The sequence below is a fragment of the Microbacterium natoriense genome, assembly GCF_030816295.1.
In the GTDB taxonomy this organism is placed as follows: Bacteria; Actinomycetota; Actinomycetes; order Actinomycetales; family Microbacteriaceae; genus Microbacterium; species Microbacterium natoriense_A.
The window spans coordinates 3,448,906-3,463,877 of the sequence record NZ_JAUSXV010000001.1; the positions used below are offsets into that span (position 1 = coordinate 3,448,906).

Genomic DNA, 14,972 nt, shown 5'->3' on the forward strand with positions numbered 1-14,972 from the left:
AGGGTACGCGCTCAGCCCGCCGATCGAGGGATGACGGCGGTCACGGAGGCGTGCGGTCGCGCGCTGATCTCGCCGGGCTCACGGGCACGGCGTTCGCCGCCCGTGACAACGAAGCCGGCATCCACCAGCAGCTCCCCGAGCGTCTCCTGGTTCCAGTAGTACGCCGGGGCCACGGCATGCGCGAAGGGCTCGCGCGGCTCCCCCTCGAAGAATCCGATCAGAAGACCGCCGCCCGGTGCGAGAGCGCGTGCGAACTCGGAGAGGACGTCGTGCACCTCGGCGGGCGGAGTGTGGATCAGCGAGTACCACGAGAGGATGCCGCCGAGAGATGCTGTCGGCACAGGGATCCGGCGGAAGGATCCCACCTCGAACGGGAGCCCGGGGTACGTCGAGCGCGCGAAGGCCACGAAGCTCTCCGTCAGGTCGATCCCGCGCGCGTCCCGCCCGTCCTCTGCGAGGAGCGCCGTCCACTGCCCGGGCCCGCATCCGGCATCCAGCAGAGGACCGGTCGTCTCATCCCGCCAGCGCACGACCGCGGCGACGTCCCTTTCGTCCATCTGCTCCAGAGCGCCGGCGATCTCGATGTACTCGGCCGCTCTGCCGCCGTACGCGGCTGCGATGCTCGAGTCTGAAGAGATCATGACTTCCGGGCGGCGAGCGCGGACTGGTACAGGTCGCGGGAGGACAGCCCGGTGAGCCCGGCGACTTCGGCGGCGGCGTCCTTCAAGCGGATGCCGGAGGCCACGAGAGCCTGCACCTGGGTGAGCGCGTCGTCCGCCGAGGCGACTCGGGCGGCCGCCCCCTCAACGACGACGACGATCTCGCCCTTCACTCCATCGGCGGCCCACGCCGCGAGCTCTGCGGCGGTCCCCCGGCGCACCTCTTCGTAGAATTTCGTCAGCTCCCGGCACACCGCGATCCGGCGTTCGTCGCCGAAGGCCGCGCCCATGTCGACGAGCGAGGACGCGAGCCGCGACGGCGACTCGAAGAACACCATCGTGCGCGGCTCGGCCGCGAGGGCACGCAGCGTCGAGCGCCGCTCCCCCGGCTTGCGCGGCAGGAATCCCTCGAAGGTGAAACGGTCGGTGGGCAGCCCCGAGATCGCGAGGGCCATCAGCACCGCGCTCGGGCCCGGGATCGCTGTGACCGTGACGCCCTGGGCGACGGCTTCGGCGACCAGCCCGTACCCGGGGTCGCTGATCGCGGGCATCCCCGCGTCGCTGACGACGACCACGTCCGACTCCAGAGCCAGAGCCGCGAGCTCTCCCGACTTCTGCTTCTCGTTGTGGTCGTGCAGCGCGATCAGCCGCGGTCGGTTCTCGATCTTCAGGGCCTGCAGGAGCCGCCCGGTCGTTCGCGTGTCCTCCGCGACCACGACCTCGGCGTTCTCGAGCACCTCGATCAGCCGCCGAGAGGCGTCGCCGAGATTTCCGATGGGCGTGGCGGCGAGAATGATCACACGCTCAGCCTATGCGCGTTGTCTAGGCTGTAGCGGTGACTGAACCTGCCCCTCTGCTGCCACCCCCCGACGAGCGCCTCACACGCTACGGGCAGCTGCGCGACAGCATCCTGCGCACCCCCGACTGGGGACGGATGATCGCATGGTTCGCGCCCCTCGTCGTCACCCTGGTGGCGGCGGTGCTGCGCCTGGTCAATCTCGGCCATCCTCACCAACTCGCCTTCGACGAGACGTATTACGTGAAGGACGCCTGGTCGCTGTGGACGCTCGGCTACGAGGGCACCTGGGGCGAGAACGCGAACGAGGCGTTCATCACCCTGCAGCAGCTCCCCCTCGACCCCAAGGGCTCGTTCATCGTGCACCCGCCGCTGGGCAAATGGCTGATCGCTCTGGGAATGGCTCTCGGCGGACCCGACAACAGCGTCGGCTGGCGCCTCGCGACCGCCCTCCTCGGCACCGGCACGGTGCTGCTCACGTATCTCATCGCTCGCAAGCTCACCGGCTCCGTCGTCGTCGCGACCGTCGCCGGCGGTCTCCTCGCGATCGACGGCCTCAGCATCGTGCTGAGCCGCATCGCCCTGCTCGACGGCATCCTCACCTTCTTCATCATGCTCGGCGTGCTGTTCATCCTGCACGACAGAGCACGCACGATCCCGCTGCTGGAGAGACCCGATGAGGACGAGCCCGAGCCGATGTGGGGGCGCGTGCTCTGGCGCCGCCCATGGCTCGTCGCGGCCGGCCTCGCTCTCGGCGCGGCGTGCGCCGTGAAGTGGTCCGGCCTGTACGTGCTGGCGGCCTTCGGACTGTACGTCGTGGTGACGGATGCTCTCGCCCGCCGCCGTGCGGGGGTCGTCCTGTGGCCCACAGCGGCGGCATTCCGTCAGGGACCGGTGTCGTTCGTGCTGCTGGTCGTCCCCGCGTTCGCCGTCTACCTCGCGAGCTGGACGGGCTGGCTCGTCACCGCGGGCGGCTACAACCGCGACCTCGACCCGAACCCCTTCATCTCGCTGTTCCGGTATCACCAGGCCATCCTGAACTTCCACGTCGGCCTCAGCAGCGGCCACCCTTACGCGAGCCCCGCCTGGGAGTGGCCGTTCCTGCTGCGCCCGACGGCCGTGTGGGTCGGCAGCGATCCGGCGGGCTGCGGCACGGATCACTGCATCGCCGTGATCAGCAGCATCCCGAATCCCCTGATCTGGTACGCGGCCGTCGCGGCATCCGTGTATCTCCTCTACCGCCTGGTGCGGGCCTGGATCCAGAAGCGCCCGATCGAGCCAGCCCTCACGTTCCCGCTCATCGGCCTGGCGGCGACCTACGTGCCGTGGCTGATGTTCCCCGAGCGCACGATCTTCCAGTTCTACACCGTGGCGATGATGCCGTTCCTCGTGCTCGGCCTCGCGATGACGCTGCGAGTGATCGCCGGCCGACGGGACGATCCCCTGTACCGGCGCCAGGCCGGCGAGCGCACGGTCACGGTCTTCCTCGTTTTCGCCGTGCTCGTGTCTGCGTTCTTCTATCCGGTGTGGACCGGCATGAGCGTGCCCTACGACTTCTGGCTGCTGCACAACTGGCTGCCGGGCTGGGTGTGAGCTAGCTCTTCTCGGCCTCGGCCTCGGCGACGTGCGCGACCAAGGGCAGCACACGCCCCGAGAGATGCGTGCGCATCGCGATGGATGACGCCGTGCGCGCGACGCCGGGCACGACGGCCACCCGATCGAGCACGTCCTGCAGCTGCACGGCGTCTCGCGCCACGAGCCGCAGCTGCATGTCGCTCGCCCCGGTGACGGTGTGCATGTCGACGATCTCGGGCACCGCGTCCGCGAGCGCCGCCGCGACCTCGTCGTGTCCCACCTTCTGATCGATCTCGACCAGGCAGAACGCCACGAGCCCGTACCCGAACCCGCCGGGCTCGATGCGGGGAACGATCGCATCGATCACGCCGCCCTCGTGCAGACGCGCGAGCCGGCTGGTCGCGGTGCCGCGAGCGATGCCGAGTCGGCGCGCGCACTCCAGGATCGGCAGCTGCGGTTCCTCGGTGAGCAAACGGATCAGTGCGGCGTCGAGTCGATCGATCTGCACGTCACGGCTCCCTGACGACTCCGGGCCGCGCCACCGCGCGTGTGAGACGGGCGACGATCAGGAGCAGGGCCGTCAGTCCGATCGTCAGGAGCAGCTGGATGCGGGCCGCCGGATCGATCATGGTGAGGGCGATGACGCCCGCCAGCAGCACCAGGCACAGCCACGACAGCCACGGGAATCCCCACATGCGCATCGGCATCACCTCGCCCGACCGGTCGGCACGACGACGGAGGATGATCTGCGACACCGCGGTCGACGTCCAGATCACGAGCAGCGTCGAGCCGACGACGTTGAGGAGCGCCGGCAGCACGGTGTCCGGGAACGCCCAGTTCAGCGCGACGGTCACGAACCCGAAGACCACCGAGGCCAGCACCGCGACGAACGGCACGCCGTTGACGGTGGTGCGGGTCGCGGCGAGCGGCGCGAGGCCGCGCTCGCCGAGCGAGTAGGCCATCCGAGAGGCGCCGTAGATGTTCGCGTTCATCGCCGAGAGCAGGGCGATCACGACGATGAGATCCATCACGAGCCCGACGCCGGGGACGTTCAGGGTGTCGAGCACGGCCGAGAACGGTCCAGCCTTGACGGCAGGATCGTTCCAGGGGAGCACGGCGACGATCACGAAGATCGAGCCGACGTAGAAGATGAGGATGCGCACGAGCACCTCGCGGACGATCCTGCGGATGTTTCGCGAGGGGTCGTCGGATTCGGCGGCCGCGATCGCGACGACCTCGGTGCCTCCGAAGGCGAACACGACGATCAGCAGTGCCGCGGCGACGCCGGTCATCCCGTTCGGTGCGAAACCGTCGTGTGCGACCACGTTGCCGACGCCAGTGGCGGGGACGCCGGGGACGAGGCCGAGGATCGCGCACACGCCGACGATCAGGAAGGCGATGATGGCAGCCACCTTGATCGCCGCGAACCAGAACTCGAAGCGTCCGTAGTTGCGTACGCCGAACAGGTTCACGGCGGTGAGCGCGGCCACGAAGACCAGCACCCAGACCCAGGCCGGGATCGCGGGAACCCATCCTGCGACGATGCCTCCTGCGCCGGTAGCCTCGGCCGCGATCACGACCACGAGCTGTATCCAGTACAGCCAGCCGACCGCGCTGCCCGCGCTGCGCCCCATGGCCTTCTGCGCATAAGAGCTGAAGGCGCCCGAGCTGGGACGGGCGGCGACCATCTCGGCGAGCATGGCCATCACCAGAACGACGATGCCGCCGGCGACGAGATAGGAGACGAGCACGGCGGGGCCGGCGATGCTGATCGCCTGTCCGGAGCCGACGAAGAGACCGGCGCCGATCGCTCCGCCGAGGCCCATCATGGATATCTGCCGGCGAGTGAGACCCGGGTGCAGGCCCTTGGTCGTGGTCGTCGTGGTGGGAACCTCGGTCATGCGATCGCCTCCGTGCGAACGAGCGTGGCTGCCACGCGGTCGATGTCTTCGATGCTGCCGGAAGAGATGCGCACGCCTTCGCCCGGGAAGACGCGCGTGATCACCCCGCCCTCGCGGAGCAGCGCCTCGAGTTCCTCGGTGCGCTCCCCCGCGGGCACCCACACGAAGTTCGCCTGCGAAGCGATCGCGGGCCAGCCGGCGTCGGCGAGCAGAGCGCGCAGTCGGTCGCGCTGGGTCACGACCTCATGGATCCGCGCGGCGAGTTCATCCTCGGCATCCAGCGACGCGCGGGCCGCTGCCTGCGCGAGGTCGCTCACACCGAACGGCACAGCGACCTTGCGCTGGTTCTCGGCGACCTCGAGAGGCGAGATCGCGTAGCCGATGCGAAGGCCGGCGAGCCCGTAGGCCTTCGAGAAGGTGTGCAGCACCGCGACGTGCGGATGCTGTCGGAAGAGTTCGATGCCCGCTCCGTAGCTGTCGGTCCGGTCGAAGTGCACGTATGCCTCGTCGATCACGACGAGGATGTCGTGCGGCACGGCTGAGACGAAGCGCTCGAGCTCTGCTGCGCTCACGACTGTGCCGGTGGGGTTGTTCGGATTGCACACGAAGATCGCACGGGTGCGCGGCGTGATCGCGGCGAGCATCCCGTCGAGGTCGTGGGCATGCTCGGCATTCAGCGGCACGGCGATCGGGGTCGCGCCTGCGATGCGCACGAGCGACGGGTAGGCCTCGAACGACCGCCACGCGAACATGACCTCATCGCCCTCGCCGGCCACCGCGTGGATGAGCTGCGCCGCGAGTTCCACCGAGCCGGCGCCGACGGTCACCAGTCGAGGGTCGATCCCGTAGCGCTCGGCGAGCCGCGTGCGCAGCGCTGCGGCACTCATGTCCGGGTAGCGGTTGATGCTGCCCAAGGCGTCTTGCACCGCTTCCCGCACGGAGGCCAGCGGCGGATGCGGGGATTCGTTCGACGAGAGCTTGGAGGCGCCGGCCGGAGCCGAGCGACCCTGACGGTATGCGGGTACCGCATCGAGTCCGGCGCGGGAGGGAAGAGTCATTCGTCAGAGCGTCCTTGCTGAGATCCGATCGGTCGGTCGTCGTCGACCGCTGTCGCGCAACACTAGAACGGATGCGGGCGACTGGGCAAACGGTTCACTCATCACTGCGCATGGCGCGCATCCGCACGGCGCTTCCGTGCAATCCGCTGAGCAGACTGCACACCCTCGCGAGAGGATACGATCACCTCATGGGAAACCCGGCCGGATTCGACTACGTGCTGCGCGCGGGCGACGTCGTCATCCGCCACCACGGGAAGGCCGCGACCGTGCTGCGCGGAGCCCGCGCCGCCCAGTTCCTGATCGAGGTCGAGCAGGGCGACCCTCAACTGCTCATGGCGAGAGTCACGGGGAACTACCGTCGTGGCAACGAGCGCGCCGCGAAGCGGCATCCTCGCAACGCCGGCTGAGTCAGCGCGCCGCGATCACCTCGGCGGGCTCGCTCACCGGCAGGCGGCACACGAAACCGCGGCAGTCGTACACCCTCTCCGCCACGTCGGCCCGTGCGTCGAACAGCTCGAATCCGGCGTCTGCGAACTCCGCAGCCTGCGTCGGCGTCACCACGGCGATCACGTCCGCATCAGCTGCCCGCGCAGCCGCCGCGAGATCGCCGTCACGTGCAGCGGTGACCGCGACCACCTGCCGTGGAGCCTCGTTGAGAGCGGCGGCCACCCGCAGCAGGCTGCCGTGCGCGAACGGCTGCTCCCGCGCGCTCTTCGAGAGCGAGCGCACGATCACGACGGCCGAATCCCGGTAGTGCTCCCCCGCCCCGAGTCGCCAGGCCGACAGTGCGGCCATGGCGACGGAGGCGGCGTCAGAGGGCAGATCGCCGTCGGTCTGGTCGGGGGCCGTCGCGATGCCCTGTTCCGACAGCAACGGATCGCCGCCCACCCCGGAAAGCGATTCGTCGAGCACAGCGCGCCCGGTCACGGCCCACGACGCGTCACCGCTGGCTGCGGCGAGCGCGAACAGGCCGTCTGCGAGAAGAGCGAGATCGGATGCCGTCGCCGATGCCGTCGATGCGACCCCGTCGAGCGACGCACGCACGAGCCTGCCGTCCTGATCGCGATTCTGCCGGAGCACGGCCTCCGCGGCCTCCGCAGCGGCCGACACGAGCGACGGATCGCCGAGTCGCGTGCCGGCGCGGGCGAGAGCGCCGATCGCGAGCCCGTTCCAGCCCGTGATGATCTTTCCGTCGACCTCGGGCGGCTGGAGACCTGCTCGCGCCGTGGCGGCGCGCAGGTAGTAGCCGCCCTCGTCGCGGCGCCCGTCGATCCAGGACTCCGAATCCTGTGCGGCTCCGAAGCCGCCACCGGGACGACGAAGGGTGGCGATGAGGAAGTCGACGACGCCTCGCGCCACCGCGTCGTCCCCCACCTCGAGTGCGATGTCGAGCAGCTGGGCGTTGTCCGTCAGCATCCGCTCGTAGTGCGGCACCGTCCAGTCGCTCTGCGTCGCGTACCGGAAGAAGCCGCCGTCTTCGTCACGCAATGCGGACGCGGCCATCGCGTTGAACGCACGGACGCCCGCCGCCGATGCGTCCGGGACGTCACGTCGCACCAGCGGGCTCAGGAGGAAGCCGAGCACCGTCGCCACCGGGAACTTCGGGGCGCCGCCGAAGCCGCCGTGGATGCGGTCCTCCCGACCGGCGATCGCGGTGGCCGCGGTCGCGAGATCGGCGGTGTCGGGCAGGTCGGCTGGTACGGACTGCGCCGCGCGGGCGAGAGCGTCGGCGACGGCATCCGCAGACTCCTCCGCCTGCGCCCGCCGCAGCGTCCAGGCTTCACGCACCGCCGCGAGCACGTCGCGGAACGCCGGCATCGGCGGGCGAGCCTCGGGCGGCCAGTAGGTGCCGGCGTAGAAGGTGCGTCCTCGCGGAGTCGCGAACACGGTCAGCGGCCAGCCCAGGTTCTGGGTGAAGGCGGATGCCGCGGCCATGTAGGCGCCGTCGACGTCGGGATGCTCCTCCCGATCGACCTTGATCGCGACGAAGCCCTCGTCGATCAGGGCCGCGATCGCAGGGTCCGAGAAGGACTCCCTCGCCATCACGTGGCACCAGTGGCAGGTCGAGTAGCCGATCGAGATCAACAGCGGAACGTCGCGCCGCTGCGCCTCGGCGAAGGCTTCGGGCCCCCACGGATACCAGTCGACGGGATTCTCGGCGTGCGCCCGCAGGTACGGGCTGAGCGTGTCTGCCAGTCGGTTCGTCACCTCTGCAACGCTACGCCTGTGCGAGGCTCAGCCGGCTCTGTGCACCTCAGCCGGCGAGGAGCTCCACCGGTCTGGTCGCCGCGTACCCGACGAGCGGCAGCGCTCGTTCGGCAGCCAAGGCGATGCGCGATCGCAGCACCTCCGACTCGATCACGTAGCCGGCGAAGTCGGTGTCGCTCGCGTACACGCCCAGCGGGAGGGTGAGCGCCTGGAAGAAGGCGAACAGCGGCCGCAACTGGTGCTCGATGATGAGCGCGTGACGTTCGCCGCCGCCCGTCGCCGCCAGTAGCACGGGCTTGCCGACGAGCTCGTACTGCCCGACGAAGTCGAAGAGGTGCTTGAACAGCCCGGTGAACGATGCCCGGTAGACCGGGCTGCCCACGATCAGCAGATCCGCCTGCTCGATCGCGACGATCTTCTCCTCGACCTGAAGCGGAAGCTGGTCGCGGCGGAGGGCTCCGGCCAGCGCCGGCCCGATGTCGGTGAGCTCGATCAGTTCGAACTCGATCTCGGCGCGCTCGGCGATCGCCGCGCCGATGGCGCGGATGAGCGCGGTGGTCTTGCTCGGCTCGTGAAGCGAACCGGACACGGCGACGACACGGTAGGCAGCTGTCATGTCGATGAAGCTACTCCCGGCGACGCCCCGCGTCGCGGGGAGCGACACGGGGCGTCATCGGAGGAATCATTACGTCAGTTCACGTCGTCCGGGTGCGAACCGACGCGGCCGGTTCCGTCGAGAGGATCGAGGGCGTCGATCGCCGCGATCTCCGCGTCGGTCAGCTCGAAACCGAACACGTCGAGGTTCTCGCGCAGGCGCTCGGGACGCACCGACTTGGGGAAGACGATGTTCCCCTTCTGCAGGTGCCAGCGAAGCACCGCCTGGGCAGGCGTGACCTCGTGAGCTGCTGCGGCATCAGCCACCGCGGGGGTGTCGAACAGGTCGTACTTGCCCTGCCCGAGCGGACCCCAGGACTCGATGCGGACCCCGTGATCGGATGCCCAGTCCACGACATCGCGCTGCTGGTACGCCGGGTGCAGCTCGATCTGATCGACCGCGGGAGTGACACCCGTCTCGGCGACGATGCGCTCGAGATGCGGGACGAGGAAGTTCGAGACGCCGATGCTGCGGGTGAGGCCCGCATCGCGGATCTCGATGAGCTTCGAGAACGCGTGCACGTAGTCGTCCTTCGCCGGGGTCGGCCAGTGCACGAGGTAGAGGTCGACCTGCTCGAGGCCGAGCTTCTCGAGGCTCTCGGCGATCGCAGCGTTCGGCTCGTCGCCGTGGTGCCGATCGTTCCACAGCTTCGTGGTGATGAACAGCTCGTCGCGAGGGATGCCGGATGCCGCGATCGCCGCACCCACACCCTCCTCGTTGCCGTAGATGGCAGCGGTGTCGATGTGGCGGTAGCCGATCTCGAGAGCCTGGCTCACGGCCTGCTCGGTCTCGTCGGCCGGCACCTTGAAGACGCCGTAGCCGAGCTGCGGGATGGAATGGCCGTCGTTCAGTTCGAGTGCAGGAATCGTCATGAGTCCAGCCTATGACCGGTCGTCCGGGGTGGGCTCGCCATCGCGCGGGCCGCTGCACCGACCAGCCTCTCCAGAGGGCCGCGGCCCACGAACACCGACCACGCGGTCGCGAAGACGATGAGTGCGAGCGCCGTCAGCGCCCAGAAGGCGTTGCTCTGGACGAAGCCGCCGGGGCCGCTGATGAGCGCGACGGAGACGACGTGCAGACTGTATGCCGACAGAGGCATGGAGCCCAGGGCGCCGAGCGGAAGCAGCATCCAGCGCAGAGGTCGGGCGAGCAGCAGGCACAGCGAGATCACCACGAGCGCGAAGCCCCCGGAGCCGAGGATCTCGGCGACGCCGCCTGTATGCGGGTCGACCGCGAAGACCGAGGCGAGCACGGCCCCGAGCGGATCGGCATCTGCCAGCGCCTGCGGATACGCACCCCAGCCGCCCTCTCCCGACCCGCCGGCGCCCTGGGGCGTGCCGATCCCGGCGACCATCCCCACCGCCCCCAGGCCGTATCCGATGACCGTGAGTCCGACGCCCGCACCGAGTGCGATCGCCGCGGTCTCGGCCTGTTCGACGCGCAGGCGCCCGAGTGCCATGCCACCCAGCACGAACGCCATCCACACGGTGATGGGATACGAGCCGTAGAGCACGAAACCGATCCCGGCTCCGTAAGGGTGCAGCGTCAGCGCCGTCACGAGCGCGAGCAGCGGCGGTCCTGCGACCGCCAGCACGGCCGCCGCGAGAAGCAGAGACGACGGACGCCAGCGGAGGAACGGGATCACCGCGACGTAGAGCAGACCGTACAGCGTGAGGATCACCGCGATCGGCGTGCCGAACATCTCCAGGACGAGTCCGATCACGAAGATCACGGCTCCGCGTCCGACGAGGTTCAGCCGCAGGCTCGGGATTCGCGCAGGGTCCGGCAGGTCGCTGCGTCCGGTCATCAGCGCGATCGAGACGCCTGCGAGCACCGCGAACAGGATCGACGAGCGCCCGTGCACGAGCGACGACCACGTCGACGGGTCGAACGGGTCGAACGACCCCGTCTCCCCGATGTGAGCTCCCGCCATGCCGAGGATCGCGAGGCCACGGGCGACATCCAGCCCCAGGATCCGCGGGGGACGTCCGAACTCGCGGAACCAGTGCAGCGCTCTCGTCATCCGACGATCGTATGTGCTCGATCCCGGCATACGATGGAGGGCTATGTCTTCTCCCGTGATCACCTATCCCCCTGAGCTGCCCGTCAGCGCAGCCAGGGAAGAGATCGCCGACGCGATCCGCGACAACCAGGTCGTGATCGTCGCCGGCGCGACCGGCTCCGGCAAGACGACGCAGCTGCCGAAGATCTGCCTCGACCTCGGACGCGAGCGGATCGCGCACACCCAGCCCCGCCGGCTCGCCGCCCGCACGATCGCCGAGCGCGTGGCCGAGGAGCTGCAGGTCGATCTGGGCGGTCTCGTCGGCTACAAGGTGCGCTTCACCGACCAGGTCTCCGACGAGACCCGTGTGGCGCTGATGACCGACGGCATCCTGTTGAACGAGATCCACCGCGACAGGCTGCTCCGCCGCTACGACACGATCATCATCGACGAGGCGCACGAGCGCTCGCTGAACGTCGACTTCCTGCTCGGCTACCTCGTTCGCATCCTGCCGGAGCGGCCGGACCTCAAGCTCATCATCACGTCGGCCACGATCGACCCGGAGAGCTTCGCGAAGCACTTCGCGGACTCGACGGGACGGCCCGCCCCCGTCATCGAAGTCTCCGGACGCACGTACCCCGTCGAGATCAGATACCGCCCGTTGGTCGATGACGAGTCGACAGCATCTCTGAGCCCGTCGCGGGGCGGCGATCAGGAACCGGGCGACGAGGTGACCGCGATCGTGAAGGCCCTGCAGGAGCTCGATCGCGAAGCGGCGGGCGACGTACTGGTCTTCCTTCCTGGTGAGGCCGAGATCCGCGACGCGGCGGACGCCGTGCGTGGCGCGTATCGTTCGCACACCGCGCCCGTCGAGGTGCTGCCGCTGTACGGCCGGCTCTCCGCCGCCGAACAGCACAGGGTGTTCGAGCGCTCTGCGGTCGCCGGCCTCCGCCGTCGGGTCGTCCTCGCGACGAACGTCGCCGAGACGAGCCTCACGGTGCCGGGCATCAAGTACGTGATCGACACCGGCACCGCCCGCATCTCGCGCTACAGCAACCGCTCCAAAGTGCAGCGCCTGCCGATCGAGCCCGTGTCGCAGGCCTCGGCGAATCAGCGTTCCGGTCGAGCGGGTCGAACCAGCGACGGAATCGCGATCCGTCTGTACGGCGAAGACGATTTCGCAGGGCGCCCCGAGTTCACCGAGCCCGAGATCCTGCGCACCTCGCTCGCCTCGGTCGTGCTGCAGATGCTGTCGCTCGGCTTCGGTGACATCACGGAGTTCCCGTTCCTCACTCCCCCCGACTCGCGCGGCGTGAAGGCCGCCCTCGACCTGCTCGGCGAGCTCGGCGCGGTGACGAGCGACGCTTCGGCGGTATCAGGCACGCCGGCGCATCGGCTCACCCGCATCGGGCGCGACATCGCGCGAATGCCGATGGACCCGCGATTCGCACGGATGATCGTCGAGGCGTCTCGCTCGTCGACAGGCTCAGCGGCCCCTGTTCTCAGAGACGTGCTGCCCATCGTCGCCGGACTCTCGATCCAGGACGTCCGCGAGCGCCCCTCCGCCGAGGCCCCGCAGGGCGTGCGCGACGAGGCCGACCGGATGCACGCCCGTTTCGTCGATCCGACGAGCGACTTCCTCACGCTGCTCAACCTGTGGAACCACCTGCGCGAACAGCAGAAGGAGCTCGGCTCCAGCGCCTTCCGGCGCATGTGCCGCAGCGAGCACCTGAACTACGTCCGCGTGCGGGAGTGGTTCGACGTTCACCGCCAGCTGCAGAGCCTCGTGAAGAATCCCAGAACGACCGGTGCGGTGGATCCTGACGCGATTCACCGGGCGCTCCTGTCGGGACTGCTGTCGCAGATCGGCATCCTCGACGAGCGCAGCGCGCCCGCCAGAGGGCAGAGCAAGACGCCGCCCAAGGACGCGAAGCGCAGGATCGCCGAGTACCGGGGAGCCCGCGGCATCCGCTTCTCGATCTTCCCCGGTTCAGGACTCCGCAAGAAGAGCCCGCAGGCGGTGATGGCAGCCGAGATCGTCGAGACCTCGCGCACTTTCGCGCGGACGGTCGCCGCGATCGACCCTGCATGGGCGGAGTCTCTCGCGGGCGACCTCGCCAAGCGGCAGGTCACCGAGCCGCACTGGTCGAAGGACGCAGGAGCCGCGGTCGCCTATGAGAAGGTGACCCTGTTCGGAGTGGAGATCATCCCCCGCCGCCGCGTGCAGTTCGCGCGCATCGATCGGGCGGCTTCCCGCGAGCTGTTCCTGCGGCACGCACTGGTCGAAGGCGAATGGGATCCGTCCCGCATCGACAAGAGGGTCAGCGCGTTCTGGCGCAGCAACGCCGAGCTGCGCAAGAGACTCGAGAAGCTCGAGGAGCGCGAGCGCCGTCGCGACATCCTTGCCGGCGACGAAGCGGTCTTCCGCTTCTACGATGAGCGCATCCCAGCCGAGGTGTTCGACGTCCGCTCCTTCGAGAAATGGTGGCGCGAGGCGCTGACGGCCACGCCGAAGCTGCTCGTGATGCGCGAGAGCGACCTCGTCGACGATGACGAGCGCGCCGATCAGAGCGAATTCCCCACCAGGTGGACGCAGGGCGACCAGGTGCTCGGACTCGCCTACCGCTTCGAGCCGGGTGCGGCGGATGACGGAGTCAGCGTCGTCGTGCCGTTGGCCCTGCTCGCCCAGATCGAGGACCGAGGATTCGATTGGCAGGTGCCGGGGCTCCGGGCCGAGCTCATCACAGGCCTCCTACGCGCCCTGCCGAAGGCGATCCGGCGCCATGTCGTGCCGGCGGCCGACTGGGCCGAGAAGTTCGGCGAGGCGCTTGCCGGCGAGGGCCCGGAGTCGCACGGCGGCACACCACCGCGCACGCTCAAGGAGGCGCTGGCGAAGCTCATCCAGCCGCTCGCGAATCAGCTCGTCGCCGCGAGCGACTTCGACGACGAACGGGTGCCCGCCCACCTGCGCATGAACTTCCGCGCCGTCGACGAGCGCGGGCGCGTGGCCGGCGCCGGTCGAGACCTCGGCGAGCTCCAGGCACGGCTCTCCGACCGGGCTCGGTCGAGCGTGGCGCGGTCTCTGGACAAGAACCGGTCGTTGAGCGAGCGCAGCGAGACGAAACGCATTGCCCTCGCCGTGGCGTCCACCGCGTCCATCGAACGCTCCGGCCTCACCGCCTGGACGTTCGGCGATCTCCCCGAGGTGCTCGACACGCGGGTCGCCGGCGGCGTGGTGCGCGGCTATCCGGCGGTCGTCGACGACGTCAAGAGCGTCTCGGTGCGCGTCGAGGCTACGGCGGATGCTGCGGCGGCGGCGAGCCGTGACGGCGTTCTGCGGCTCGTGCTGCTGAACGTGCCGTCGCCCACCTCGTATGTGCAGGAGCATTTGACCAGCCAGGAGAAGCTCGCGCTCGCGGCTTCTCCCTATCAGAATGCGGCCGCGCTTCTCGAGGACTGCCGTCGGGCAGTCGTCCAGCGGTCTCTCGCCCTTCGACAGGCTCAGGGACCCAGCTCCATTATCCGGACCCAGGCCGCTTTCGAGCAGGCGCGGGATGCCGTCTCGGCCACGCTGGTCGACGAGCTCTTCGCCTGCGTCTCCCTGGTCGCCCGCATCCTCACGAAATCGCGCGAGGTCGAGCGCGGCATCAAGTCGCAGAACTCGCTCGCCCTGCTCGGGCCGCTGAACGACATCCGCACGCAGCTCGCAGGGCTTCTGCACCCGGGGTTCATCTCGGCAGCCGGTGTCGACCGACTGGCGCACTTCCCCCGCTACCTCGACGGCATGATCGATCGTCTGAAGACACTCGCGAACGAGCCGGGCAAGGACCGCACGCGCATGAGCGAGTTCGAGCGGATGGCGAGGGCATACGAAGAGGCCGGAGGCACGATCCCGCTCGTCGCCGGCGCATCTCCGGCGATCGTCGAGACGCGATGGCTGCTCGAGGAGTACCGGGTGAGCGTGTTCGCCCAGCGTCTGGGCACGGCGCAGCCGGTGTCACCTCAGCGGATCACGAAGGCCCTCGCCCCCGCCGGTCGTTGAGCACACCGGTCGTTGAGCGCGAACCGGTAGTTCAGCACGAACCCGGTCGTTGAGCGAGCGAAGCGAGACGAAACGC

The 14,972-nt window shown here is 69.2% G+C and carries 12 protein-coding genes; 3 read left to right on the plus strand and 9 right to left on the minus strand.

Annotation, left to right across the window (positions count from 1 at the left end; genetic code table 11):
• Positions 1 to 11: 11 nt before the first annotated feature.
• Both QFZ53_RS16320 and rsmI read right to left on the minus strand, forming a co-directional pair.
• Positions 12 to 641 carry a class I SAM-dependent methyltransferase gene (locus tag QFZ53_RS16320; protein WP_307298211.1) on the minus strand — a complete coding sequence of 210 codons (630 nt, stop codon included), beginning with the start codon at positions 639 to 641 and terminating at the stop codon, positions 12 to 14.
• Complete coding sequence (rsmI, locus tag QFZ53_RS16325; protein ID WP_292907859.1) at positions 638 to 1,459, minus strand: 16S rRNA (cytidine(1402)-2'-O)-methyltransferase; 822 nt, start codon at positions 1,457 to 1,459, stop codon at positions 638 to 640. Before rsmI ends, QFZ53_RS16320 begins: the two co-directional genes overlap by 4 nt.
• Positions 1,460 to 1,494: 35 nt before the next feature.
• Here rsmI and QFZ53_RS16330 point away from each other — a divergent pair, with 35 nt between their 5' ends.
• Positions 1,495 to 3,048, plus strand: coding sequence for a dolichyl-phosphate-mannose--protein mannosyltransferase (locus tag QFZ53_RS16330; RefSeq protein ID WP_307298215.1), 1,554 nt, complete (start codon positions 1,495 to 1,497; stop codon positions 3,046 to 3,048).
• Position 3,049: 1 nt separating this feature from the next.
• Here the strand turns inward: QFZ53_RS16330 and QFZ53_RS16335 are convergent, their stop codons facing one another.
• From QFZ53_RS16335 to QFZ53_RS16345, 3 genes are read right to left on the minus strand one after another with little or no spacing between them, the layout of a single operon-like run.
• The gene (locus tag QFZ53_RS16335) at positions 3,050 to 3,538 is read right to left on the minus strand and encodes an Lrp/AsnC family transcriptional regulator (RefSeq protein WP_292907863.1); all 489 of its coding nucleotides are present in this window, start codon (positions 3,536 to 3,538) and stop codon (positions 3,050 to 3,052) included.
• A 1-nt stretch (position 3,539) separates the two neighbouring features.
• Positions 3,540 to 4,931, minus strand: a complete 1,392-nt coding sequence (locus QFZ53_RS16340; protein WP_307298219.1) for an amino acid permease — start codon at positions 4,929 to 4,931, stop codon at positions 3,540 to 3,542.
• Entirely contained in the window at positions 4,928 to 5,989 is a 1,062-nt protein-coding gene (locus tag QFZ53_RS16345) for a histidinol-phosphate transaminase (protein ID WP_292907866.1), read from the minus strand. The genes QFZ53_RS16340 and QFZ53_RS16345 overlap by 4 nt, the downstream gene beginning before the upstream one ends.
• A 188-nt stretch (positions 5,990 to 6,177) precedes the next feature.
• On the opposite strand from QFZ53_RS16345, the gene QFZ53_RS16350 reads away from it, so the two are divergent.
• Positions 6,178 to 6,396 carry a hypothetical protein gene (locus QFZ53_RS16350; protein WP_307298222.1) on the plus strand — a complete coding sequence of 73 codons (219 nt, stop codon included), beginning with the start codon at positions 6,178 to 6,180 and terminating at the stop codon, positions 6,394 to 6,396.
• A 1-nt stretch (position 6,397) separates the two neighbouring features.
• On the opposite strand, the gene QFZ53_RS16355 is transcribed toward QFZ53_RS16350, so the two are convergent.
• The 4 genes from QFZ53_RS16355 to QFZ53_RS16370 form a co-directional block, all read right to left on the minus strand.
• Positions 6,398 to 8,197, minus strand: coding sequence for a thioredoxin domain-containing protein (locus QFZ53_RS16355; RefSeq protein WP_307298225.1), 1,800 nt, complete (start codon positions 8,195 to 8,197; stop codon positions 6,398 to 6,400).
• 46 nt (positions 8,198 to 8,243) lie between these two features.
• Positions 8,244 to 8,813 carry an FMN reductase gene (msuE, locus tag QFZ53_RS16360; RefSeq protein WP_292907869.1) on the minus strand — a complete coding sequence of 190 codons (570 nt, stop codon included), beginning with the start codon at positions 8,811 to 8,813 and terminating at the stop codon, positions 8,244 to 8,246.
• Positions 8,814 to 8,887: 74 nt separating this feature from the next.
• Positions 8,888 to 9,724, minus strand: a complete 837-nt coding sequence (locus QFZ53_RS16365) for an aldo/keto reductase (protein ID WP_307298227.1) — start codon at positions 9,722 to 9,724, stop codon at positions 8,888 to 8,890.
• The gene (locus tag QFZ53_RS16370) at positions 9,721 to 10,875 is read right to left on the minus strand and encodes a heparan-alpha-glucosaminide N-acetyltransferase domain-containing protein (RefSeq protein ID WP_292907871.1); all 1,155 of its coding nucleotides are present in this window, start codon (positions 10,873 to 10,875) and stop codon (positions 9,721 to 9,723) included. The genes QFZ53_RS16365 and QFZ53_RS16370 overlap by 4 nt, the downstream gene beginning before the upstream one ends.
• Positions 10,876 to 10,918: 43 nt before the next feature.
• On the opposite strand from QFZ53_RS16370, the gene hrpA reads away from it, so the two are divergent.
• On the plus strand, positions 10,919 to 14,896 hold the full coding sequence (gene hrpA / locus QFZ53_RS16375; RefSeq protein ID WP_307298230.1) for an ATP-dependent RNA helicase HrpA: 3,978 nt from the start codon (positions 10,919 to 10,921) through the stop codon (positions 14,894 to 14,896).
• Positions 14,897 to 14,972: the final 76 nt, after the last annotated feature.